Source organism: Rummeliibacillus pycnus, from assembly GCF_002884495.1.
Taxonomy (GTDB): domain Bacteria; phylum Bacillota; class Bacilli; order Bacillales_A; family Planococcaceae; genus Rummeliibacillus; species Rummeliibacillus pycnus.
In genome coordinates, this window is sequence record NZ_KZ614145.1 from 601175 (window position 1) to 624085 (window position 22911).

A 22911-nucleotide genomic window follows, 5' to 3' on the forward strand; every position below is an offset into this window, starting at 1 on the left:
AATTGCAAATTCAATTTTTAGGTACAGGTGCAGGAATGCCTTCTAAATCACGTAATACAAGCTCATTAGCACTAAAATTATTAGAGGAGAGAGGGACTATATGGTTATTTGATTGTGGCGAGGCAACACAACATCAAATTTTACATACAGCCATCAAACCGAGGAAACTAGAGAAAATTTTTATCACACACTTACATGGGGATCATATCTATGGATTACCAGGATTATTAGGCTCTCGCTCCTTTTTAGGTGGGGATCAACCGTTAACAATTTATGGACCAAAAGAATTAAAAGAATGGATTCAAGTAACCTTGCAAACATCACAAACACACCTCAATTATTCGATCGAGTTTGTTGAAGTGAAAGAAGGGGTTATTTTTGAAGATGAAGATTTTATAGTAACTGCAATGCCTCTACAACATGTCGTTCCTTGTTTTGGCTATCGTATTGAACAAAAACCATTGCCAGGAACGCTTCAAGTAGAAAAAGCTCTAGCATTAGGTGTTCCAAAAGGCCCTTTACTCGGACAATTAAAAAATGGACTTGATGTCACATTAGAAAATGGGACAATCATTCAAAGTGCATCCGTCACAGAACCACCTAAAAAGGGATTTACTGTTACAATTTTAGGAGATACTAGATATTGTGAAAATGCCATCAAACTTAGTCAAATGGCAGATATTGTCGTACACGAAGCTACTTTTGACCATGCAACTGAAGAGTTAGCAGCAAATTATGGTCATTCTACAAATATAGATGCAGCAAATGTAGCACGAATAGCAGGTTCTAAAAATTTATTGTTAAATCATTTAAGTGCCCGTTTTTTTCCAAAAGATATTGAAAATATGCTGAAAGAAGTGAAAGAATTATTTCCAAGTACAATTATTGTAAATGACTTGGATGAATTTAATTGGCAACAAGGCGAACTAAGAATATCGGATCAATAAAACAAGCAAGGAAATTTAATTTTCCTTGCTTGTTTTGAGGTATAGAGGAAATGTCATCTCATGAAAATCCAGACTGGTTGATGGCGCTAAAGTAGACAGGGCGTAAGCAAAGGAAGAAAAACACATCTACCAGTCTGAAATAAGGAGGATTCAATCTCAAGCTTTAACTTTAATGATTCACCGATAAATCATTATTGCTAGAGCTTGGATTGTATTATATGTTCAATTTAGAAAATTAGCTTGTGCGTATGACACGAGCAAGAAGCTGACGTTTATGACTTTTTTGTTCCAAAGAAATCAGCAATCCATTCAGTCGTCTTTTTCGTATCTTCTTCAAAGAATTCCATTTTACTAAAATAACTGTGAATAAGACCAGGCATGAGGATATGTTTTGCTTCAACACCGCATTCTCTTAAGCGTGTTATGTAAGCGATACCTTCATCCAATAAAACATCGTATTCAGCAGCAATCAAGATCGTTCGAGGAAGACTTTGAAAGTCCTCTGCTAATAACGGTGATACGGACGGGTTTATGCTTTCATTCGAATCTCCAATATACTGTTTTGTGAACCAAATCATACCATCTCTATCTAAACCGTACCCTTTACCGAACTTTTCGTATGAAGATGTATTAAAATTAGTATTTGTAACAGGATAGATCAATGCTTGTCCTGCAATTTTAGGGCCATTTTTTGCAACCGACCATTGCGATACAACAGCAGCAATATTCCCTCCAGCGCTGTCCCCGGCAACATACATTTTCGAAGCATTGCCATGTAATGTAGATGCATTTTCTACTGCCCAAAGAAACGCATCATAGCTATCCTGAACAGGAATTGGAAAAGGAAATTCAGGTGCAAGACGATAGTCAACGGATATAACGATCGAATGAGCAGAAGCAGTTAAGTATCGACATCCTCCATCTGCATAATCTGGATTCCCGAAAACCCATCCTCCACCATGATAATAGACGATTATGGGAAATGGACCATTACCTTCTGGAGTATAAATGCGTACGGAAATTTGTGCTCCATCAGAGACAGTAATGAGCCGATCTTCAATTTTAGAAATTCCACCAACTGAAACTTGATGAATTGGTGAAGCAGCTCTTTCTGCTCTAGCTTCTTCTGGTGTTTGCTCATAATATGGTATACCTTGGTGCGCATCTATATATGCGAAGGATCCTTTAGTCAAATTCATTTAAACCCACCCTTTCCAGAAAAAAATTGTAAAGATAGTATACCATAATAAATTAATTAAACCAATAGAATAACTAGGTTTTAAGAGAGAATTGGAAATAAAAATAGAAAATATGAATTTGAACATGTTTTGTCATAATTCAAAGATAAAATTGATTCAATTAAAAGAAACGCAGAGTATGAAATTCCTCTACGTTTACATATTCAATAAGCATTTAGTGGATGGATGTATTTTTGTTTTAGTAACACTATGGTAAATTTTTTTAATATATTATTCTATGACATTAAACCAAAGAGGTGAGTGATCATCTGTATCACCATTGTAGTTGATCGTTAGTTCTTCTCCTTCTTTAATATCTTCTAATGCATAAAAATCAATGGATTGATTTTCTTCGTTATTATAAAAAGTTACATTTGGGGTATAAGAATGATTAAATAGTGATCCAAGACCAAGTGCAATCGCTGTATCGTCCTCTCCCCAATAAAAACAGTAATAAAAGAGAACTGTTTTTTTTAAATATTTCCACTCAGAACTTAAAGATATGACTACAGGTGAAACTTCAATAAGTTCATCTTTTTTAATATCTCGTGTAGCAAAAAGTCCTCTTCCGTATTTACCAGTATCTTTCACCATTATTGGTAACACAGTAGTAATTCCTCCTTACATGTTAAAAGTATTTTCTAAATAAAGTAAGGTTAAAGAATATGTGTATTTTTTTTCAATTTCATCTATCGAAAATGGATTGATTTCGCTGCGGATTGCTCGCTTATCTACCGTGTATTAAGCAGACATGCTTTTTCACATAATCGAGCAATCCACTGCTAATGCAAAACAAATACCTTAACCTTGTTAGATAGTTTATAGAAGACTATTTTTCGGGATTGGTTAGACAAGTAACTTTAACTGATTGATCAAAAAATGATTACGCATTTTTATAAACTGAAAAATGATTTCGGGTTCTTGATCAAATAGCTCGATTTTATTTTTTTTATAGGGATCAAGAATAAGATGAGGGCGTATCAATTCATGTAAAGATAAAACTTTGTCTTTCATATATTCAATTGTGAATTTTGTTTCAAGGGTTTCTTCTAATTTTTCTCGATACATTTTTCTGAATTCTGGTACTTCCAAGAGAAGATAGCAGAGCTTATTATCTGGTTTACCTCCTATTGGTACATAAGTATGATCCATGATCCCACCGCTTACTTTTCTTCCCCATGTAGCATCATAATCCCAAGGCATTATTTCGAACAAACCCGTTTCACTATTACGATAAAGAGAGTAATTGTGCGTAAAGCCATCATTATTCATCGTACAAACTGCACCAACTAGCCAGCAAAAGAATTTTTCGATGTCGATATACTTCTCAATTTTCTGGGGGAATGCAGAAGAAGGGGTTTTATTAATAATAGTAATTAGTTCACGTAATCGTTCATCATCGTCTGGTGTCCCACAAGCTTGATAATAACCTGATAAACGTGATTTTTTGGGTTTATCGTCTCTTGTCAAAGAAAAGTTAGCATCATTATTTTCTGCATAGTAGATGGGACCAGTGGGGAGATTTCTTTTCTTTAAGAACATTTCATCAACCGATTCTAATTGTAAATAAACACCTTTTAATACACCATTTCGATAGAAGTTAATATGTTGAGAGTTTGGTGATAAGACACCAAGATCTTGAAAAAAGTCGAGGGATAGTTTATTTCGTATAAGGGATGGGTCTCTGTATTCTGCATTTAGATGTATTTTATGAGCTCCGAAAAGATAATCATTTTCATCGAAATGAATGGTATAGGATCTTTTTCGGAACTTTCGAGTGTATGAGCCTCGATAGCCGATTTCAATTTGGTGAGTAGTCTTACCTACCCTTAATTTGGCAGGTACAGTATCTTCATAAAGTAAATTTTCTCTTAAAGTGTCTAAGTCATCTTCTTCAATCATTAAATAATACGATGGAATTGATTTAGACATTTATTCACCTTCTTGTTTTTTCTAAAAAATGATCATTTCTTTTATAACTTTTAGCCGACAACAAATATGTCTAGTAAAAACAATTCGACAAAGACAATATTTGTTGCCGGCTAAACAATTTATGGATAAAAGCCTTCCTTACTCATAGACTAAGGAAAGCTTTATTTTACCTACATGCTTACACGGGATTTACTTCAGCTCATTTTAACATGGGTTATTTCCAGTAGAAGTATGATGTGTTGAAGTATTTCCTGAAGTTGTACTTCCCGTAGATGTTTCGTCAGTAGATGTATTTCCTGTAGAAGTAGGTGTAGTTGTACTTCCGTTAGTAGTAAAACCACTTGAAGTATATCCAGATGATGTATGACTAGATGAATTGCTACCTGAAGAATGACTAGAAGAAGAACTAGAGCTTATGCCTTTTTTGCCCTTTTTGCCTTTCTTTCCAGAAGACGAACTGCTAGTGGATGAACCGCCAGTGGATGAACCGCCAGTGGATGAACCGCCAGTGGACGAACCGCAGGTAGATGAACTAGATACCATCATTTTTTTGCCTTTTTTGCCTTTCTTCCCTTTACTACTTGAAGAAGAGCTACTTGAAGATGAATTACCAGTGGATGAACTACTTGAAGTAGAATGTCCGGTAGAAGTATGACCAGTAGAAGTGCAACCACAAGAAGTAGTACTTTCAAAAGATGAACTTTCTGAAGAAAAATCTTGGAATCTTGCATTTTGCTCCATTATAAAAGGCACCCCCTTAACTAAGAATTAATTTTATAATACGCAAACCAAATATCTTGCCTTAGTCTAATACCTAATGCATGAGGGATATAGATAAATAATCTTCTATTATAAATCATTCAGATGCATTTTTAGATAATTGTTCCGATGATGAACAAATTGAAAAATCATTTCGGGCTCATAATCAAATATATCAATATTGCTGTTTACATAGGGGTCTAGTAAAATGTGTGGTCGTAGTAGTTTATGAAGTGTTAATACTTTGTTTTCAATATGTTCAACTGTGAACTTCGTTTCAAGGATTTCTTCTAACCTTTCTTTATACATTTTACGGAATTTTGGGACTTCCAATAAAAGCGCAGTTAGCTTATTACCTTGTTTTCCTTCAATTGGAACGTATTTATAATCCATAATGCCTCCACTGATTTTCCTTCCCCAAGTTGCATCATAATCCCAAGGGAGTATTTCAAATAAGCCTGTATTACTATCACGATAAAGTGAATAATTATGATTAAATCCATCATTATTCATTGTACACACTGCTCCAGCTAACCATTTTAAATACTGTTCAATATTTAGATAATTTGAAATTACATCGGGGAATCTATGGGGAGAGGTAGTATTAATAATCAAGATTAAATTAAGCAAATGTTGATCATCAGAAGGGGAGCCATTTGCTTGTAAAAGACCAGATAAGAGATTTCTTTTTCTTTTGCCGTCTCTTTCGATAGAAAAGTTAGCATCATTGTTAGTAGCATAGTAGATAGGACCTGGGGGAAGAGCTCGTTTCTTTAAAAATAGATCATCTACTGATTCAAGTTGTAAATAGACGCCTTTAAAATTATTATTTCTGTATAATGCAATATGTTGACTTTCAGGTGCATGAACGCCGATATCTTGAAAGAAGTCTAGTGAGAGTTTATTGCGAAAAAGCGATGGGTCTTTATATTCTGCATTAAGATGAATTTTACGAACACCTAAAGAATTCTTTATATCCTCAAAATCAATTACATAAGATCGTTTTCTAAATTTTCGAGTATATGCACCTCGATAAGCAATTTGGATTTTGTGATCAATTTCTGCAATCTGTAAATTCGCCGGAACGGATTGATCTGTTACTAAATTTCTTCTAAGAAGATTTAAGAAATTTTCTTCAATCGATAAATAGTAGGAAGGAATAGCATTTGACATTTATTCATCTCCTTAGGACTCATTGCTCCAATTTCGAGATGAGCCAATGTTACGTCTAAAAATAAGATCCATTTGTATCATACGTAACACAAATTTTTTCAATTAGATTTCAGCCTGATGAAATGAATTGGTTTTGATATGTATTTGATAATTTAAACATAGAACCATTAAATTTGGACAAGTTAAGGAAAAGAAAAAATTCTGAGGTGATGAAAATGATGATAGAAAGGTCGCCTGAATGGGAAGAAGGATTTCTAAATAGATTGGAAACCAACAGTGAATGGGATAATTGGAAACTATATACGATGTGTTACGAAGTCGTAAAAGCTAACCTAATTACAGAATTTACGGGTTTACAATCTCCAAAATATTTACCTAATTTAACGCCTCTTACACATCAATTAGAAGTTGCACAAAAAGTGATTGAAAGGATGAATGGTAAAGCGATATTGGCAGATGAGGTGGGGTTAGGTAAAACGATTGAAGCGGGATTGATTCTGAAAGAATATTTAATACGAGGGCTTGTGAAAAAAGTATTAATATTAGTCCCAGCATCTCTCATAAACCAATGGATAGAAGAATTAAATAATAAGTTTTATATCCCTGCTATTCCTTATAAAAAGAACTCCTCGTTAGATCAGATTGACATTGTTGTAATGAGTATGGATACCGCCAAAAAAAGTCCTCATAAAGAGCTTATCTATGGTCAAGAGTATGACATGATCATCATCGATGAAGCCCACAAATTAAAAAACCACAAAACCAAAATCTATGAATTTGTTCAAAGCCTAAAGAAAAAGTTTTGCTTATTGCTAACGGCAACGCCAATTCAAAATGATGTGTTTGAACTTTTTTATCTTATTTCCTTACTTAAGCCTGGGCATTTAGGGAATTTTGATGTATTTCAATCTGCATTTTCAGCGAGTAAACATGATTTAGAGAATGATGAATTTTTGAAGGAATTGGTCAATCAAGTAATGGTAAGAAATAGAAGACAAGACACAGGGGTAGAGTGGACGAATCGTTGTGTCCAAAATATTCCAGTAGAGTTTACAAAAGAGGAAAGAGAAGTCTATGACATGATTTTAGAACTGAAGGATGTGTCACCCATTTTCTCTGGTTCTTTTTCAATGATCACGCTCCAAAAGGAAATGTGTAGCAGTAAAGAGGCTACGTGCTTAACTTTAGAAAATTTACTCCAAAATTGTAATGAGGTCGAAGAAGTAAAATTTGTAGAGGAACTAATTGCAAAATTAATGGCTCTTCAAACGAATTCAAAAGCAGAGAAGGCATATGAAATTATAGCTAAAGCAAATGATAAAGTTATTATATTTACGGAGTACCGCGCGAGTCAAATTTATCTTCAATGGTATTTGCATACAAAAGGAATTAAAAGTGTACTTTTTAATGGAAAATTCAACAAAAGCAAAAGGGATTATATGAAGAGGCTCTTTCAAGAACAAGCTCAAGTACTAATTGCAACGGAAGCTGGAGGTGAAGGGATTAACCTACAGTTTTGTCATCATGTGATCAATTATGATTTACCATGGAACCCTATGAAATTAGAGCAACGAATAGGACGTGTTCACAGATTAGGACAAGAGCAAGATGTCCATATTTATAATCTTGCGATTGCAGATACAATCGAACAAAACATACTGGATTTACTTCAAACTAAAATTGAAGTATTTGAAAAGGTTGTGGGTGAGTTAGACGATATCTTGGCTATTGAAAAAACGATGTAAAAAAAAGCAGGAACATAGGAGGTGGATACATGTTCCCACAACAAGTTCATCGCTATTTACGTGATTTTTTTCAACAAACAGATTGTGCCATTATTGAGGAAGCAGATCATTATTTAACGGTTCAACTAACAATTGAAATGGACAAAAGAATTATGAACCGACCTTTTTATTGGAAATATGTCGAAAGTACAAATGGTACACCATGTCCATCTACATTAACGTTTATCACCAATCAGAATAAGATGAATGGCAGTTTAAATGGTGAAATAGTTCATTTTGGATCATTTCGGCTAAATCAACTTTTTCAAGTAACGAAAGAATTAGGAGCATATGTTCAAATGTATGAAAGAGTGGATAAAACGGTATCGCAAGTTGTTTTAACACCCTTTTTAGGGATCAACTATAAAGTTTCATACTACTGCGATCAAACCAAGGAAATGCTCTATTCGCTTGGTATTAACTTAATGACTGGTAATATTATTGATGATTTTCAAATGTTATTGAATAATTTAGATTTAGGATCAGAGTTACCAGATTCATGTTACCCACTACCATATATCATTAAACCTGTTCGTGCTATACAACGATTAGATGCAGTAATTGAAAATATTATAAATCAGGAAGATCATTCATGGGCCGAACAGGCAAAAAAAAGATGGCAACGTGATCAAAGAGTATTAGATTATTTTTATGAAGAGGTAGAGGAAAAACCTGAGTGCTATGAAATAGAGAAGAAAGCTTTAGAAGAACGATATGCTTCAAAGATTAAAATTGAAATCATTAATGGTGGACTTTTTTATTTAAAATGATAATTTAACTACATGTTTTTGAATGATTTATAAAATGATAAAACCAAATTCAAAAATTGAAAAAACATTTTGTCTGGTATAAGGGGGGATGATGTAATTCACCCTTATACCAAAATGGCAACACTTTAAAATTGATTTCATACCCCTGTAGGTATATAGTTTATTTGTACTAGTGAGGAAATAGGGTAATCTATTTTTGAATATAAGTAAAGGGAGTGGAACGTGATGTTTCATTATACAGCAGATTCTTCTAAAAATATGGAAGAGACAATTGAAAGTTTAAAGGAAAATTTAAAGAATGAACAATTTGGTGTTCAATGGATTTTTAATATCAATGAAAAATTAGAGGCGAAAGGTCTTACTTTGCCACAGAAATATCAAATTTTAGAAGTATGTAATCCGGTTGAAGCACACCGTGTTCTTACAAAGAATCCTCTTGTTAGTTACTTTTTACCTTGTAAAATAATTGTGTTTGAGGAGAATAATCAAGTTAAAGTAGGCATGCCGCTTCCAACTGCACTAATTAGTATGGTGGAAGATCAAGATTTAAAAGAAATTGCTGAGTCAATCGAGAAACGACTTATTCATTGTATTGAGCAAAGTTTATAATTAAATCATTACTATAGAAAATCATTCAAAAAGCTGTTCCAAGGTGAGATCATTTACCTCAGAAACAGCTTTTTGAAGTCTATTAAGGGTTCTTTTTAATAGTAAAAGTATCTCCGAGTAACACCCAATTTTGAGGATATGGGAATCCTAACGCCCAATAACTGACACCTCGTAGTTTAAACCTTTTTATTAAATCAAATTTTGCTTGAGCACTTCTGGCATCTTCAAACCAAACTTCATGTTGTTGTCCATTTTCATCTACATAGCGGAAGAATGGTGATTGGGTAGCGATATCATAGTGAATAATGGTTCCAAATTTTGCGGCACGTCGGATCGCTTCTTGTGGGCTGAATGTTTCGGCTTCTTGTCCTTTAACATGAGGTATTTTCCAATCTCTCGCATAAATTTGGAATCCTAAAAATAGTTTATTTGCTGGGATTACCGTCAAGGCATATTCGACAACCTTTTTCATTTGATTAATTGGTGAAATCGCTTGAGGCGGTCCTAATCGATATCCCCATTCATAAGTCATCAATATCACGAAATCGGCTATTTTCCCGTGAGCCTTATAATCATGCGCTTCATATAAAAGCCCACCTTGTGTGGCACTTGTTTTTGGAGCAAGTGCTGTTGACACAAAATAACCCTTTGGATGAAGGCGATCAACAGCAAGCTGAAGAAATGCATTATAATTCTGTCGATCTGCAGGTAATACACTCTCAAAATCAATATTTAAACCCTTATAGCCTTTCTGATCCATAATTTTAAGGACATTCGCAATTACTTTTTCTTGTAAAACTTTACTAGATAATATGGTATGAGCTAAATTTGATCCTGTTTGAGTAGCTGTGAAGTTTGTAATGGACATCAACGGTACTACGTTTGTTGATTTTGCTGCCTTAATCATTAATTCATCAGGAAACGGTTCTAATGTGGCATCTTCTTTCACTTTATAAGCGAACGGGCTCATATAGGTAAGTAGATTTCCAACATCTTTTATAGATTGTGCGCCCTCTGCAGGAGATTGATACGTATAAGCATTCACTTCAATGGTAGGTTTGAATTTGGGAATAACTAGACGCATTCCAACATATAAAGTAGACGCATTTGAAAGATGATTTTCACTCACAATAGCTTGCACCGTTGTTCCATAACGGTTAGCAATTTGCCATAAGGTATCTCCAGGACGAACTACGTGGGTGATGCCATACGTTGGAATCACAAGTGATTGGCCAATTACAAGGTTATTTGGATTGGGTAATTGATTGATCTGAATGATGGAATTGATATCTACATTGTAGTGAGAAGCAATTTGCCAAAGTGTCTCGCCTCTGCTAACAATATGTATCTCCAAAGCATTCTCCTTCCAATAAAAAATAGTATCATTCCGTAATGTATATGTACAAAAGAATTGGATATGCAAATAACTTTTTAAGAGATTATTTTTTATGAATAAAAAAATTATATCTCGGACTTAATTAGTTACTTTCGAGGATTTGCCATTCTCGGTAAAGCAATGAGCTGTTCGGATTATTAGATGAAGTTTACATGATGAAATTGATGTAAATCAAATTCTACAAATCTATAAAAGGTAGTTCAATATTAACTAAGTGTTAATTTGAAAATGATTCGTAAAACCTAGATTGATTTATAAATCTAGGTTTTTTCTTTGTTCTTTTTAATAAAGAAGAAATTAGCGATGATTTTTTATTAATAAATAAAATTATCAATAGAATTATAGGGGATTAGAACTATTACTATTTACAAATAAACCATAATAACCTTACAGATTTAGTAAATTAGATTAACAAATATGACTTATACTACCAAATGTGGACAAGAAATTGCCCACTTTGAAAGGAGGATTTTTCGCAATACTTAGAAAAAATAGCGATTAAATGGAGGATGTAGTATGAAACATCAAATTTCAAGTTTTTTAGTTGCATCAACAGTTCTAGCTTCAACAGCTCTTACGCCAATTTCCTTAAATGAGGTAAGTGCAAAAACTGTTCAGCAGCAAAAGGTAGAAAAAGGATCAATTCTTGTGGATGGTAAAACAAGAGCGATTACTTTTTCAAAATCAAACAAGCAAAAACTGTATTCAGCTGAACAATTCTCAAAATTAATAACAGCTAAGTATAAATACAATAGCAAAACAAAGACTTATGAAGTATCAAAAATGGTCAATAAGAAACAAGTAAAAGTTACTTTTAAAGTCAATGTTAAAACAGCTGTTATTAATGGTAAGAAAACAAAAATCAACATAGCACCTAAATTGATTGGAAAAAAATTATATATTGAGGTTGGTACATTCGTTAAAGCTTTTGGTGTAGATTTTGATGGAAACTTTTTATCAACTACTGGTTTAGTTAGTGGAGATACATTCGAGCCGCAATGGGTAAATAATTCGACCATTCTTGTTTCGAATGAGGATGTTCAAGATAGTAGAACACTATTACTCAATACTACTACTAAAAAAGTAGTACATACAGTTAAAAGTACAGGATTAGTAGCTTCTCCAAATGGTAAACAAGCTATTTATTCAGATGAAAATGGCTTTGTTTATCTAGTGGATTTAATGTCTAAAAAGACAAAGAAACTGAATGGAGAAGATGATTCGATTAAAACTGAATTTGTATGGTCGCATGATGGCAAAAAAGTGTATTTCATTCAAGGTGATAAAAGTGAAAAGTTAGGTTTAATCAATATTCAAGATGGATCAATAACCACAATTTTTTCAGATAGTTTAAATTATAAAGCAGATTTACATCTGTCAGTTGATGGCAATAAACTACTTTATACAGTAGGTAAAGAAGGTAGTACTTCATTTACTGATGGCAATAATCCAGAAGTAGATCATATTGATCTAACTGGTACAGAACCGCAAATCTACACCTTAAACCTAACTGAATCTACACCAACAGCAGTTGCAGTCACAACTACAACTGACAATAAAGTTTTCCCTAACTTTTTAGCTAATGGAAATATTGTGTACTTAAGTGCAGATACAGAAGATGAGAAACAACTTCCAAAGCTAAAGATGATTGATAAAAACAATAAAACAACTACACTAAGTTCTTCTAAAGGTATTATTTATTCTTGTGTATCACCCAAAGGGGACTTAATGATTTTAGTTGCCGAAAGCAATGGTTCTTCTGTCATTTATAAAGTCAATACGGTTACAAAAAAATTAACGAAGGTAGTTTCGACAAAATTAAAGCTCACTTCATTTAGTGTCTCAAATAATCAGTTAATTGCAGGTACCGTTTCAGGTAAAAATGGTGAAAAAGTGGTTGTATTGAAAAAAGGTTCTTTTGAATTCCTAACAAAATAAATCATAAAGGGGTAAATAAATTATGAAAATGTTTAAACGTATTACAATAGCAGCTTTATCTACAGTTGCAGCAGTAGGATTCACATTTGGTAGTATTTCATCAACTAAAGCAGCTTCATCAAACAAGATTGTTGTAGCTGGATCAACTGCATTACTTCCAGTTACACAACAAGCTGCAAAAGAATTTAAGCGTTCTAATCCGAAAGTATCGATCTCTGTTTCAGGTTCATCTTCTGTTGCTGGTCCTCAATCTGTATTAAGAGGTTCTGCAACAATTGGAGCAGTGGACTGGGATGCTACAAAATCAGTTCCTGGTTTCAGCGCATTCAAAGGATTAAAAGCTCATAAAATTGCTGTCATTCCTTTTGCAACAATCGTTAACAAATCTAATCCTGTTAAAAACTTAACATCTTCACAATTACAAGGTATTTTCTCTGGTAAAATCACAAACTGGAAACAAGTAGGCGGTAAAAATGCAACAATCGTTGTAGTTAACCGTAAATTTGGTTCTGGTACACGCGTAAACTATCAAATGAAAGCCTTAAACGGTAAAAGTTTTATGACTAAAGGTAACTATAAAGAAGTAGGGAAAAGCGGAGAAATGGTTACTTCTGTATCTACAAATCCAAATGCAATTGGTTATGTAGACTTAGCATATGTTAAAGGCAATATCAAAGCTGTTAATTTTAATGGTGTTGCAGCAACAACTTCTAACGTGATCAACGGTAAGTATAAAGTATGGAGCTATGGTTACCTTGTTACGAAAGGAAATCCCACTGGCGCTAATGCAAAATACATTAAATATGTTCAAAGTAGCAAATTCCAAAACGGTTCTTTAAAGAAACTAAAATTCATCCCAGTTAGCAAAATGAAATAAGTTCTTCTTTTCTAAAATATGAAATGATGCCAGCCTTTTATAAGGCTGGCTTTATGTTAGCAGTGAGGGATATTATGGCGAAAATAGAGTATGAGCTACAAGAACCTAAACTTTTAATCAATAAAGACAAGATTGTAAAAGAAAAGGTCTATGTACAAAACCAATTGTTTAAGATATTTTGCTTACTAAGCGTATTATTTCTAGGATTTATCCTTCTATCAATCATCGTATTTATTGGAAAAACAGGATTATTAGTTTTTAAAGATGTGTCACTAAAAGAATTCTTTTTTTCAACTACTTGGGAACCTTTTGAAGAAAAATATGGAGCAGCATCTTTTATTCTAGGTACTTTAGAATTAACAGGTTTAACGCTTTTACTCGCTGCACCTATTTCGATTACTGTTGCGATCTTTACTGCTGAAATAGCACCCAATTGGCTCAAAAAAATCCTTCGACCAATTTTAGATTTATTAGTTGGCATTCCATCCATCGTATACGGATACTTAGGTTTAACATTACTTATTCCATTTATAAGAAAAGTGACAGGGACGATGATGGGAGATGGATTGTTAGCAGCAGCTATTGTTTTAACGATCATGGTTTTACCTACGATTTCACGAATAAGTGATGATGCAATTACTGCCGTATCTTCTGAATTAAGAGAGGCTAGTTATGCATTAGGTGCAACCAGAATGCAAACAATTTTTAGAGTAGTGATCCCTCATGCAAGCTCAGGGGTATTAACGGCAATAATTTTAGGGATGGCTCGTGCAATAGGTGAAACAATGGCTGTCGTGATGGTAATTGGAAACACCCCACAACTAGCTACTGATTTATTAACACCAACAGCAGTACTTACTAGCAATATAGTGAACCAAATTATAGATGTAGAGTTTGATTCTACTTGGAATTACGCTCTGTATATGATGGCATTTTTACTACTGATTCTTTCAAATGTACTAATTTTTATTATTAGAAAACTTCGTACCAAAGGAGTATAAAAGATGAATAGAAGTTTACCTAATAAATTATATAAGAATGTGAATGGGATTAAAGATAAAGTATTTACCATTTTATTATGGGCTGTCACATTCCTTATCTTTATGCTTATTCTAGGGTTACTATTTTATATTTTATCGAAAGGGTTACCTAAAATTACGCCTAGCTTTTTAATTGATTTACCAGATGAAATTGAAAAAGGTGGAGGGGTAGGACCATTTCTATTTAACTCATTTTATGTGTTAGTTATTTCTCTCATGATTTCCATCCCTATTGGAATTGGTTCAGGTATTTACTTGGCAGAATATGCACCAAAAAACCGATTTACAGAATTTATAAGAACTTGTGTGGAAAGCCTAGCTTCAGTACCTTCCATCGTATTTGGTCTGTTTGGTTATATGCTATTTGTGGATCTATTTGATATCGGTTTAACGATTTTAGGAGCGGGTGTTACACTCTCTTTACTAAATTTACCTGTTATTACATCCGTAACAGAAGAAGCTATTCATGCAGTAGATCATGAATTAAGAGAAGCATCCCTTGCAATGGGTGCAACCAAATCACAAACAATCGTGAAAATTGTCATTCCCGCTGCTTTAACGGGAATTTTGAGTGGGATAAGTCTTGCTACTTGTCGTGGATTTGGAGAATCCGCGTTAATCTTATTGGTTGGAGGTACAGGAACTTCTGGTGAGATGTGGGATTGGAGTCTATTTTCTCAAGGAGGAACTTTACCTGTTCAATTATGGTATGTTCAATCTGAAGCACTTGTGGAGGATGCACCTCAGATCGCTCAAAAAGCATCTGCCTTGTTGGTGCTAATTACACTACTATTGAGTTTAGTAATTAGATTCCCAGTATGGATTAGAGATTTTCGTTTTAAAAAAAGTTCTACAAAGAACAATAAATAATCCAATAGTTTTATGGATGAATAATAGCTATCCCATTATTTTCTTATAAGGGATAGCTTTGCTTATTCCTGTATGTATTATTTAATATAATAAAATTTAAAATTGATAATATTTTTATGATAAAATAACTTTTTAGCAAATAGTTGTTAGTGTATAATCATAATAGGTAAATTTGTTTTTAACAACTTAGAATTAGAAGATGGAGATATCATTGGTATCAATAATGGTTTGCAAATTAAATTCACACCAAACGAGTAATCCATTTATTGAAAAGATTTTTACAATTAAGACGGACTGAAAGATTATTTTTCTTTCGTCCGTTTTTTTATTTGAGCATATCCAAGGTAATATCTTCTCAACCCCTTAACTATATAATGAGATTCACCAGAAAAGGAGCAAGTTCATAACGAATATATAAAGGTGGTAATATTCAGCGGGGGATGTAGAAAACCCCAATGATTAAGAATAAAAGAAAAACAAATTCCTATAAAATGATTGTAAAAAAAATTCCCTTTTGGAGACTTTTTTGGATCAAATTTTTCCAAAATACTCTGTACTTGTAAGGATTAATACTCTAATTCGTGTGATAAAAAATAAAAAAATTGAAACTATTTTCCTTTTCTATCGTAGAACATAATAGGAAGGATGATGAATGAAAATGAAATATTTAAAACTTTTTTCCTTGATGATTGTTATGTTATTGCTCAGTGTAGGGTGTTCAGAACAAAGGGGAACTAAAGAAATCGAATCATTCTTAACTGCATATTACAATGTTTCTTACAAAGAAAGTAATAAATTAATCGATAAAATGAACAAAGAACTAGAAGGAAAAAGTGAAGCCACAAATCTCACAGTTGATACACCAAAATTAGGTGAAATCTATCCGAAATCTTTTGAATCTTATTTCACAAAAAAAGGATTTGAAATGTCACTAAAAAATGGCGTATTTAGCATTTTGCCACAACTTGCTATGGGGAAAAAAGTTGATTTTGAATTACAATCAATAAAACAATTATCCTTTGCAGAAAAAGAAGACTACTTGGAGTACGCCTATGAAGTTAAATTAAATGAAATAAAAAATGGTCAAAAAACACTATATACCGATGAAGTGCGTTTTTATGTGGAAGATGAAAATGGCAAATGGAAGATTTCTAATGTTCGATTCTTAAATCGAGAATATGCAAAATAGAGAGGTTAATTTAAAAAGAAAAAGAAGTGGCATCGTGGACTTAAAGGAATAAATTTACTTTCATAAGGGACTACAAATTTGCCCTAGAGATAGTATAAATACTAAATGATTGGAGGGATAGAAATGATACTCGTTTTAAAAACAGTTTTTTTATTTGTAATCGTGCACTTATGCTATCAGTTTATTCGACTTTTAGTGAAAATGAAAAAAGCCAAAATCTTCCCAATTACGAATGAGGAGTTAGTGGCAATTAGAACAAATCCTCAAAAGGGTGTAAACTTACCAACTTTTTCAAAACAAAAACTAGGAATAATCGTATATTCCATATTATTACTGTTCTTAATTGGTTTGTACATAACAAGTGTATTTCTTAAAGATTTAGATGTTTCGTTCTATTTATTGGTGCTTTTTCCTCTATCCGTATCATATAACACTCATTCATATAGCCTCTTAAATTTATTTGCAATAGATGATGATGGAATACTTAATGGTGCACGCTTTGTTCCATGGAAAAGAATGAAATCATTTCGTTTTGAACGGATTGATGTAAACCATCGTTATTATGGATATTCAAAAGAAGTCAATGATGGTTATGAATTGATCGTTGAAACAAAGTTTTCCAAGATAAGTTGTATCGTTACTACAGATGATTCGAAAGAAAAGTTAGGGAAGATTTTGTGTGAGCATGGATTATTGGAGGGAGTTAAAAGTGCAAAAATCGTGGGAAAGACCGAAAATAACTATCTCAAAAACGAAAAGTGAGTGGGTTTGGGATGTAATTGGTTATAGTATTTTTATAGGATCAATAATTATAATACTCTTCAATTGGAACTTACTTCCTGAAAAAGTGCCAGCACATTATAATGCGCTTGGTGAAGTGGATCGCTATGGATCCAAATGGGAACTTTTGATTTTACCATGTATAGGTATTTTTATCATGATTTTTTTACAAGTATTAGAAAGACATCCTGAGTTCCATAATTATCCTAGTCGATTAAATGAATCAAATGTAGAACAGTTTTATTTAAATAGCCGAAAAATTTTAAATAAAATAAAAAATATTTGTTTAATCATTTTTTCTTGTATCATAGTAGAATCTATTTCGATATCATTAGGTTGGGGAATTGGATTTGGAAAGTGGTTTTTACCAATCGCTTTTCTATGTACTGTCATTCCAATTATTTTAGGAATGATTGGGCAGAGGAAGATTCAATAGACAAAAGAATTGTCTTTCTTTATGTATCAAGTTTCAAAAATTTATTAATTCTTATGAATGTTTAGCAAGAGCAGTGATAGTGTTATGGTTGTGATTTTTTGCATATATGCATTTGCAATAATTGTTATCAAAGTGGACCTTAAAAGTGATTTCTTTAAGGTCCACTTTTTCGTCTTTCAAATGTGAAATTATGTATTTGCAATTACTTATTGACGGTATAATTGACTTTGTTATATAGTTAGTTACACAAGTAACTAACCAATCAACTAACTATGTGAGGGGGGATATCTTGAAATTAGATGTAAATAGTGAAGTGCCAATTTTCCAACAAGTAGCTGAAATCATTTCAAATGAAATATTGAATAAACATATTCTTGAAGGGGAGCAAGTACCCTCTACAAATGAAATTGCGGAATTTTATCAGATTAATCCAGCTACTGCACGAAAAGGATTAAATATATTGGTTGAAGATGAAATCTTAATTAAAAAAAGGGGAATCGGGATGTTTGTAAAAGAAGGTGCAAGCCAAAAAATTCTGACGCAAAGAAAAAATGAATTTTATCAACATTTTTTAATGCCTTTGTTAGAAGAAGCAAACCGTTTGGGAATATCGCTTGAAGAAGTAAAACAACTTATCGATAAGCAGGGGGAATAAGGATGACTGTCATTCAAATGCAGAATGTTTCGAAAGAGATAAAAAGTCGTGTCATATTAAATCATCTAAACTTTAACTTTGAAGAGAACCAGATCATTGGATTCCTTGGGAAAAATGGATCTGGAAAAACATCACTTATGAAAATCATTGCAGGTGAATGGGACACAACTTCCGGTGATGTTTTGGTAAATGGTCAAAAACCTTTTAACAATCAAAATGTGTTAGGGAAAATTTGCTTTATCCAAGAAGGAAATAATTTTCCTAGTCATATGAAAATCTCAGATTTGCTGAAGCTATGTAAAAATTTCTATCCAAATTGGAATCATGACATTGCCGATACCCTTCTAACTCTTTTTGATTTAGACAGTACAAAAAGAATAAAAGAACTATCCAAAGGGATGGAATCGGCAGTTGGTGTACTAGTAGGTATCGCCAGTCGCAGCGAAATCACAATTTTCGATGAACCATACATCGGCATGGATGCTAACGCTAGAAAGAAATTTTATCAATTTCTTTTAAATGATTATATAGAAATGCCTAGAACGATTATTTTTTCAACACATTTAATTGATGAAGTTAGCACTTTGTTCCAAAAAGTATATGTGATTAATAAGGGAAAATTACTATTAGAAATTTCAACAGAAGAATTACAAGAGGTTGTTTACTCTATTTCCGGACCGAGAGAGGAAATGGAGAAGATAAAAGATCAATTCATTATTTTAGACGAGAAGTATTTTATGGGGAATGGTGAAATAGTCGTTTTTGATCAGGAGAAACAACATGATGATGCATTACCTTCAGGGTGTAAGAAAAATATAGTAAATGTGCAAGACATAATCGTTCATGTAACAGAGAAAGGGGAACAATTACGATGAATCGTGTACTTTCGGCAAAAAAGATTATTGAAATAAAAAGCTTGCAATCGATCAATATTTTTTGGGGATTCTTTATTTTCTTTTTAATTTTAAATTTTACGCTCGCCACTTCCTTCAATTACTCTTCAACGATGTATATGAGTAGTTTTGCAGTTTATATTTTCTTATTCATATCAAATCATATATCGATTAAAAATAGTTTTCATTATTGCATTCATTTTGGTGTAACGCGTGGTGAGTTTATCAAGGCCAGCTTTGTAAGTAGTATTCAAAGAACAATCATAATGGTGCTAATTAATATAATCTTACTTTTAGCTGTCAATGGAGTTATAACTGCATTCAATGTAAATAACTTTACGATGTTTAGTTGGAGTAATGTATTTACAGGTCATTCATTCATCTTGTCCAATATTTGGATTGATTTTTGTATAGGGACTTTCGTTAGTAGTATGGCTATGTTAAGCGGTGCGCTACATTATAAATGGGGATTAGTCGGACCATTAAGCATTGCCGTGATCCTTCTTTTATCGACAACGATACCTACCACTCGGATTCATCTTCTGGATGTATGCAAGGATATTTTTGTTCAACAATCCATCGGCTCTTTTGGTTGGTTATTAGTTGCAGCCGTAATTGTATGGGGATGTATCTACTTATTGTTACAAAAAGTGGATTTAAAAAGATAACTTAAGAATTTGATAAAAATGCAGATGCAACATTTTACGCAGATAATCGTCTATAATTGTTAATGAGTGAACCAGTTAGGATGATATTTTTGAAAAAACTCATTAAAATTGTGATGGTGCTAGGTGCCTTTGTGGGGTTTATCTATATCAACCAACAATGGTTGCAGCTGACAAAGTACTCCGTTGTTTTAAAGAAATTGCCTAAGAAAATGGACGGTTTACGTATTGTACAAATATCAGATCTACATCATGCAAGATTTGGTGACAAGCAAAGGCAACTCATTCAAAAGGTGAGGGAGCAAAAGCCAGATATCATTGTTATTACGGGAGATTTAGTAGATCGCTACAACTATGATTTAGATCGTAGTTTAGAGGCAGTCAGAGGTTTTGTGAAAATTGCACCTGTATATTATGTAGTTGGTAATCATGAAGTATCAACAAATGATACTGATCATATCAAAGCGAAGCTAACCGAGATAGGCGTACATGTATTATCAAATCGTTCGGAAAACTTTTCAATGAACGGTGCAACCATACAAATTATCGGTATTGATGATCCTCTTAGTGGTAAAACAACGGATGAAATGCTTAATCTAGCATTGAATGGTGTTGATCCATCAAAGTTCCAAATTTTACTTGCTCATAGGCCAGAATATTATAAGAATTACGTGCAACATGGTGTGGATTTAACATTCAATGGTCATGCACATGGTGGACAGATTCGAATTCCAGGGCTAGGAGGGATGATCGATCATCAACTCCATTTATTTCCTTCACATATTGATGGTGTGGAGCAAATTGGCGATATGACACAAATTATTAGCCGAGGTCTAGGTAACAGTGGATCAACTATTCGAATTTTTAATCGACCAGAAATTGTAGTGGCCGAATTACATGCAAAATAAGAAATAATAGGGTTCTTCGAAAGGTTATTTTCAACTTTTGAAGGGCCCTATTTTTGTAAGGAAATAGCTAATCCTGAATAATAAAATGTAAACAGTCGTTAAAATACTTGTATTGAAGCATTACAAATTAACAAACAAAGTGCCGGGAAGTTTTCTCGGCACTTTGTTTTCAAAAACTATTTTCTTTTATTGTCAAAATCAATTAGTACGGTTGGCTTTTTCTTTGTTTCGAAGATCATATGAATATGAAATTTAGTTTGATCCACTTTCACGACATTAACAATTTTGCCTTTACGCCCTTTAATTTTTAGTTCTTCGTTAACTAAAGGAACTTTTCTAAGGAGCTGACTTAATACAATCTCTTTATGATCCAAAAATTGAACAGTAAACATAATCTCTTATCTCCTTTTCTAAAAATTTAAAAGGTAGAATCACCTTGTTTACGTTCATTTTATGAATAGATTTGTAATATAGAACAATTCTGAGAGACTTATATCATTAGTTCAAAATATGACTAAGAGCATGGTTTTTACTTAATATTTTTAATAGACTATATCCCATAAGAGCACCTGTAAATGAGCTAATCGCAAAAGCAGGGACTAAGCCAAATAATGTTGCTTCTTGCCCTAAAACCAGAACAGCAATTGGGTAGGTTGCGATTGCCCCAAGTATTCCTGTGCCAAAAACTTCTCCTAAACCTGCAAACTCGATTCTTTTTGTTTTTGCATAAAGAATGGATGCCAGTAGTGCCCCAATCATACTACCAGGATATGCAAATACTGTACCTGTTCCCATCATGATTCTTAAAGTAGAAGAAATAAATGCTTGTAAAATAGCATACCATGGCCCCAATAGAACAGCTGATAACACATTGGCAAAATGTTGGATCGGGAATATCTTCACAAAGCCTAGTGGAATATAAATAACATTACTTGAAACGGTTGTAATAGCTGCAATTATAGCTGTATACGTTAGTTTTTTCGTTTTATTCAAGTCCTTCATTTTATCTCCCCTTTGCCTATTTAGAAACAATATTGTCCATCACTTCATCTGGTTGAACCTGTTTCTTAATGACTCCGTTTTTATATAGCCATTTAGCTGCTTTTTGCCAGCTAGCTTTTTCTTGATAGCCGAATGGGACACCTTTTTCCTCCATTAGGGGTAGTAGTATTTCTAGACTTTTCGTTTCAACATCTTTTTTTAATGGGAAACTATCGTTTTCATGGTCTAGTAAAATTTGCAAGCCTTCTTTTGGGTTTTTCTTAACGGTTTCTTGCCCTTTTGTGACTGCTTTCCAAAATCTTTTGATCGCATCTCTTTTTTGATCGAACGTTTTTTGACCTGTAACCAGTACTAATTCGTAATTATCGGGTACACCATAATCACTATCTTTGATCGCATGCATATTATAGCCTTCTTTGTTTAACAGAACATATTCGTGATTGATATATCCACCTGTAATAGCGTCTACACGATCTGTAGCAATAGCAGGAATTAAGTCAAAACCGACATCGGTCATTTTTACTTTACTAAAATCGCCGCCATCAGCTTCAACCATTTCCTTGATCGTTGCTTCACTTATTTCACTTGATGAATACCCTACATTCTTACCTTCTAAATCCTTAGGTGTTTTAATGCCAGATGATTTTTTGGCCATTAGCGTATCTAGAGAATGTCTAACAAGTGCTGCAACTGATACGATTGGAATCCCTTCTGATTTAGATAGAATGGCTTGATTTTGATAACTAATCGCTAAATCTACTTTTCCAGTAGCAGCAAGTTTTAAAGGATCGTTTGTATCAGCTGGCATTTGAATGTCTACATTTAAGCCTTCATCTTTGAAATAACCTTTTTGTTGTGCAACGTAAATTGCTGAATGGACTGCATTCGGATACCAATCAAGCATGATACTTAAATTATCTAGTTTTTTTCCACTTTCATCGGTAGTTTGGTCTTTTCCATTACATCCTGTAATGAATACGGCTAGAGATACTAGCAATAGTATACTGATCCATTTTTTCATCAATTAACATCTCCTATAATTCATCTATT

General features: G+C 33.2%; 24 protein-coding genes. 15 read left to right on the top strand and 9 right to left on the bottom strand.

The annotated features are described in order from the left end of the window. The first annotated feature begins 2 nt into the window (after positions 1-2). A complete protein-coding gene (rnz, locus tag CEF14_RS03025; protein ID WP_102691491.1) occupies positions 3-947 on the top strand; it encodes a ribonuclease Z in 945 nt (314 codons plus the stop codon). Positions 948-1219: 272 nt separating this feature from the next. Here the strand turns inward: rnz and CEF14_RS03030 are convergent, their stop codons facing one another. The 5 genes from CEF14_RS03030 to CEF14_RS03050 all read right to left on the bottom strand — a co-directional run bounded on the left by CEF14_RS03030 (position 1220) and on the right by CEF14_RS03050 (position 6049). Further along, the gene (locus tag CEF14_RS03030) at positions 1220-2146 is read right to left on the bottom strand and encodes an alpha/beta hydrolase (protein ID WP_102691492.1); all 927 of its coding nucleotides are present in this window, start codon (positions 2144-2146) and stop codon (positions 1220-1222) included. 270 nt (positions 2147-2416) lie between these two features. Next, positions 2417-2791, bottom strand: a complete 375-nt coding sequence (locus tag CEF14_RS03035) for an SET domain-containing protein (RefSeq protein WP_322788377.1) — start codon at positions 2789-2791, stop codon at positions 2417-2419. Between the two features lie 240 nt (positions 2792-3031). Continuing rightward, a complete protein-coding gene (locus CEF14_RS03040) occupies positions 3032-4117 on the bottom strand; it encodes a CotH kinase family protein (protein ID WP_102691493.1) in 1086 nt (361 codons plus the stop codon). Between the two features lie 204 nt (positions 4118-4321). After that, complete coding sequence (locus CEF14_RS18880; RefSeq protein WP_170061422.1) at positions 4322-4858, bottom strand: hypothetical protein; 537 nt, start codon at positions 4856-4858, stop codon at positions 4322-4324. Positions 4859-4966: 108 nt separating this feature from the next. After that, on the bottom strand, positions 4967-6049 hold the full coding sequence (locus CEF14_RS03050; RefSeq protein WP_102691494.1) for a CotH kinase family protein: 1083 nt from the start codon (positions 6047-6049) through the stop codon (positions 4967-4969). 209 nt (positions 6050-6258) lie between these two features. Here CEF14_RS03050 and CEF14_RS03055 point away from each other — a divergent pair, with 209 nt between their 5' ends. The 3 genes from CEF14_RS03055 to CEF14_RS03065 all read left to right on the top strand — a co-directional run bounded on the left by CEF14_RS03055 (position 6259) and on the right by CEF14_RS03065 (position 9212). Beyond that, positions 6259-7794: a DEAD/DEAH box helicase gene (locus CEF14_RS03055; protein ID WP_102691495.1), complete on the top strand. Its 1536-nt coding sequence runs from the start codon at positions 6259-6261 to the stop codon at positions 7792-7794. A 29-nt stretch (positions 7795-7823) separates the two neighbouring features. Continuing rightward, on the top strand, positions 7824-8603 hold the full coding sequence (locus CEF14_RS03060; protein WP_102691496.1) for a YqhG family protein: 780 nt from the start codon (positions 7824-7826) through the stop codon (positions 8601-8603). Between the two features lie 225 nt (positions 8604-8828). Continuing rightward, entirely contained in the window at positions 8829-9212 is a 384-nt protein-coding gene (locus tag CEF14_RS03065) for a DUF302 domain-containing protein (RefSeq protein ID WP_102691497.1), read from the top strand. Positions 9213-9294: 82 nt separating this feature from the next. Here CEF14_RS03065 and CEF14_RS03070 read toward each other — a convergent pair whose 3' ends face one another. After that, complete coding sequence (locus tag CEF14_RS03070; RefSeq protein ID WP_102691498.1) at positions 9295-10566, bottom strand: LysM peptidoglycan-binding domain-containing protein; 1272 nt, start codon at positions 10564-10566, stop codon at positions 9295-9297. A 558-nt stretch (positions 10567-11124) separates the two neighbouring features. Here CEF14_RS03070 and CEF14_RS03075 point away from each other — a divergent pair. The 11 genes from CEF14_RS03075 (at position 11125) to CEF14_RS03125 (ending at position 20859) form a co-directional block, all read left to right on the top strand. Beyond that, on the top strand, positions 11125-12546 hold the full coding sequence (locus tag CEF14_RS03075) for a stalk domain-containing protein (RefSeq protein ID WP_102691499.1): 1422 nt from the start codon (positions 11125-11127) through the stop codon (positions 12544-12546). Between the two features lie 22 nt (positions 12547-12568). Next, positions 12569-13423: a phosphate ABC transporter substrate-binding protein gene (locus CEF14_RS03080; protein WP_102691500.1), complete on the top strand. Its 855-nt coding sequence runs from the start codon at positions 12569-12571 to the stop codon at positions 13421-13423. A gap of 74 nt (positions 13424-13497) precedes the next feature. Then, a complete protein-coding gene (gene pstC, locus CEF14_RS03085) occupies positions 13498-14424 on the top strand; it encodes a phosphate ABC transporter permease subunit PstC (protein WP_102691501.1) in 927 nt (308 codons plus the stop codon). Between the two features lie 3 nt (positions 14425-14427). After that, on the top strand, positions 14428-15333 hold the full coding sequence (pstA, locus tag CEF14_RS03090; RefSeq protein ID WP_102691502.1) for a phosphate ABC transporter permease PstA: 906 nt from the start codon (positions 14428-14430) through the stop codon (positions 15331-15333). Positions 15334-15985: 652 nt separating this feature from the next. Then, entirely contained in the window at positions 15986-16522 is a 537-nt protein-coding gene (locus CEF14_RS03095; RefSeq protein WP_102691503.1) for a hypothetical protein, read from the top strand. 123 nt (positions 16523-16645) lie between these two features. Next, positions 16646-17284 carry a hypothetical protein gene (locus CEF14_RS03100; protein ID WP_102691504.1) on the top strand — a complete coding sequence of 213 codons (639 nt, stop codon included), beginning with the start codon at positions 16646-16648 and terminating at the stop codon, positions 17282-17284. Continuing rightward, positions 17208-17738, top strand: coding sequence for a DUF1648 domain-containing protein (locus CEF14_RS03105; protein ID WP_102691505.1), 531 nt, complete (start codon positions 17208-17210; stop codon positions 17736-17738). The genes CEF14_RS03100 and CEF14_RS03105 overlap by 77 nt, the downstream gene beginning before the upstream one ends. Positions 17739-18027: 289 nt before the next feature. Next, a complete protein-coding gene (locus CEF14_RS03110) occupies positions 18028-18393 on the top strand; it encodes a GntR family transcriptional regulator (RefSeq protein ID WP_102691506.1) in 366 nt (121 codons plus the stop codon). A gap of 2 nt (positions 18394-18395) precedes the next feature. After that, entirely contained in the window at positions 18396-19268 is an 873-nt protein-coding gene (locus tag CEF14_RS03115; protein WP_102691507.1) for an ATP-binding cassette domain-containing protein, read from the top strand. Continuing rightward, positions 19265-19954 carry a hypothetical protein gene (locus CEF14_RS03120; RefSeq protein WP_102691508.1) on the top strand — a complete coding sequence of 230 codons (690 nt, stop codon included), beginning with the start codon at positions 19265-19267 and terminating at the stop codon, positions 19952-19954. The genes CEF14_RS03115 and CEF14_RS03120 overlap by 4 nt, the downstream gene beginning before the upstream one ends. Positions 19955-20043: 89 nt before the next feature. Then, positions 20044-20859 carry a metallophosphoesterase gene (locus CEF14_RS03125; protein ID WP_245890032.1) on the top strand — a complete coding sequence of 272 codons (816 nt, stop codon included), beginning with the start codon at positions 20044-20046 and terminating at the stop codon, positions 20857-20859. A gap of 176 nt (positions 20860-21035) precedes the next feature. Here the strand turns inward: CEF14_RS03125 and CEF14_RS03130 are convergent, their stop codons facing one another. From CEF14_RS03130 to CEF14_RS03140, 3 genes are all read right to left on the bottom strand, one after another. Then, entirely contained in the window at positions 21036-21251 is a 216-nt protein-coding gene (locus tag CEF14_RS03130; protein WP_102691509.1) for a hypothetical protein, read from the bottom strand. A gap of 106 nt (positions 21252-21357) precedes the next feature. Next, the gene (gene thiW / locus CEF14_RS03135; protein ID WP_102694269.1) at positions 21358-21852 is read right to left on the bottom strand and encodes an energy coupling factor transporter S component ThiW; all 495 of its coding nucleotides are present in this window, start codon (positions 21850-21852) and stop codon (positions 21358-21360) included. 25 nt (positions 21853-21877) lie between these two features. Further along, positions 21878-22882 (bottom strand): ABC transporter substrate-binding protein, encoded by a 1005-nt coding sequence (locus tag CEF14_RS03140; protein WP_102691510.1) that lies wholly within the window; start codon positions 22880-22882, stop codon positions 21878-21880. Positions 22883-22911 lie beyond the last annotated feature (29 nt).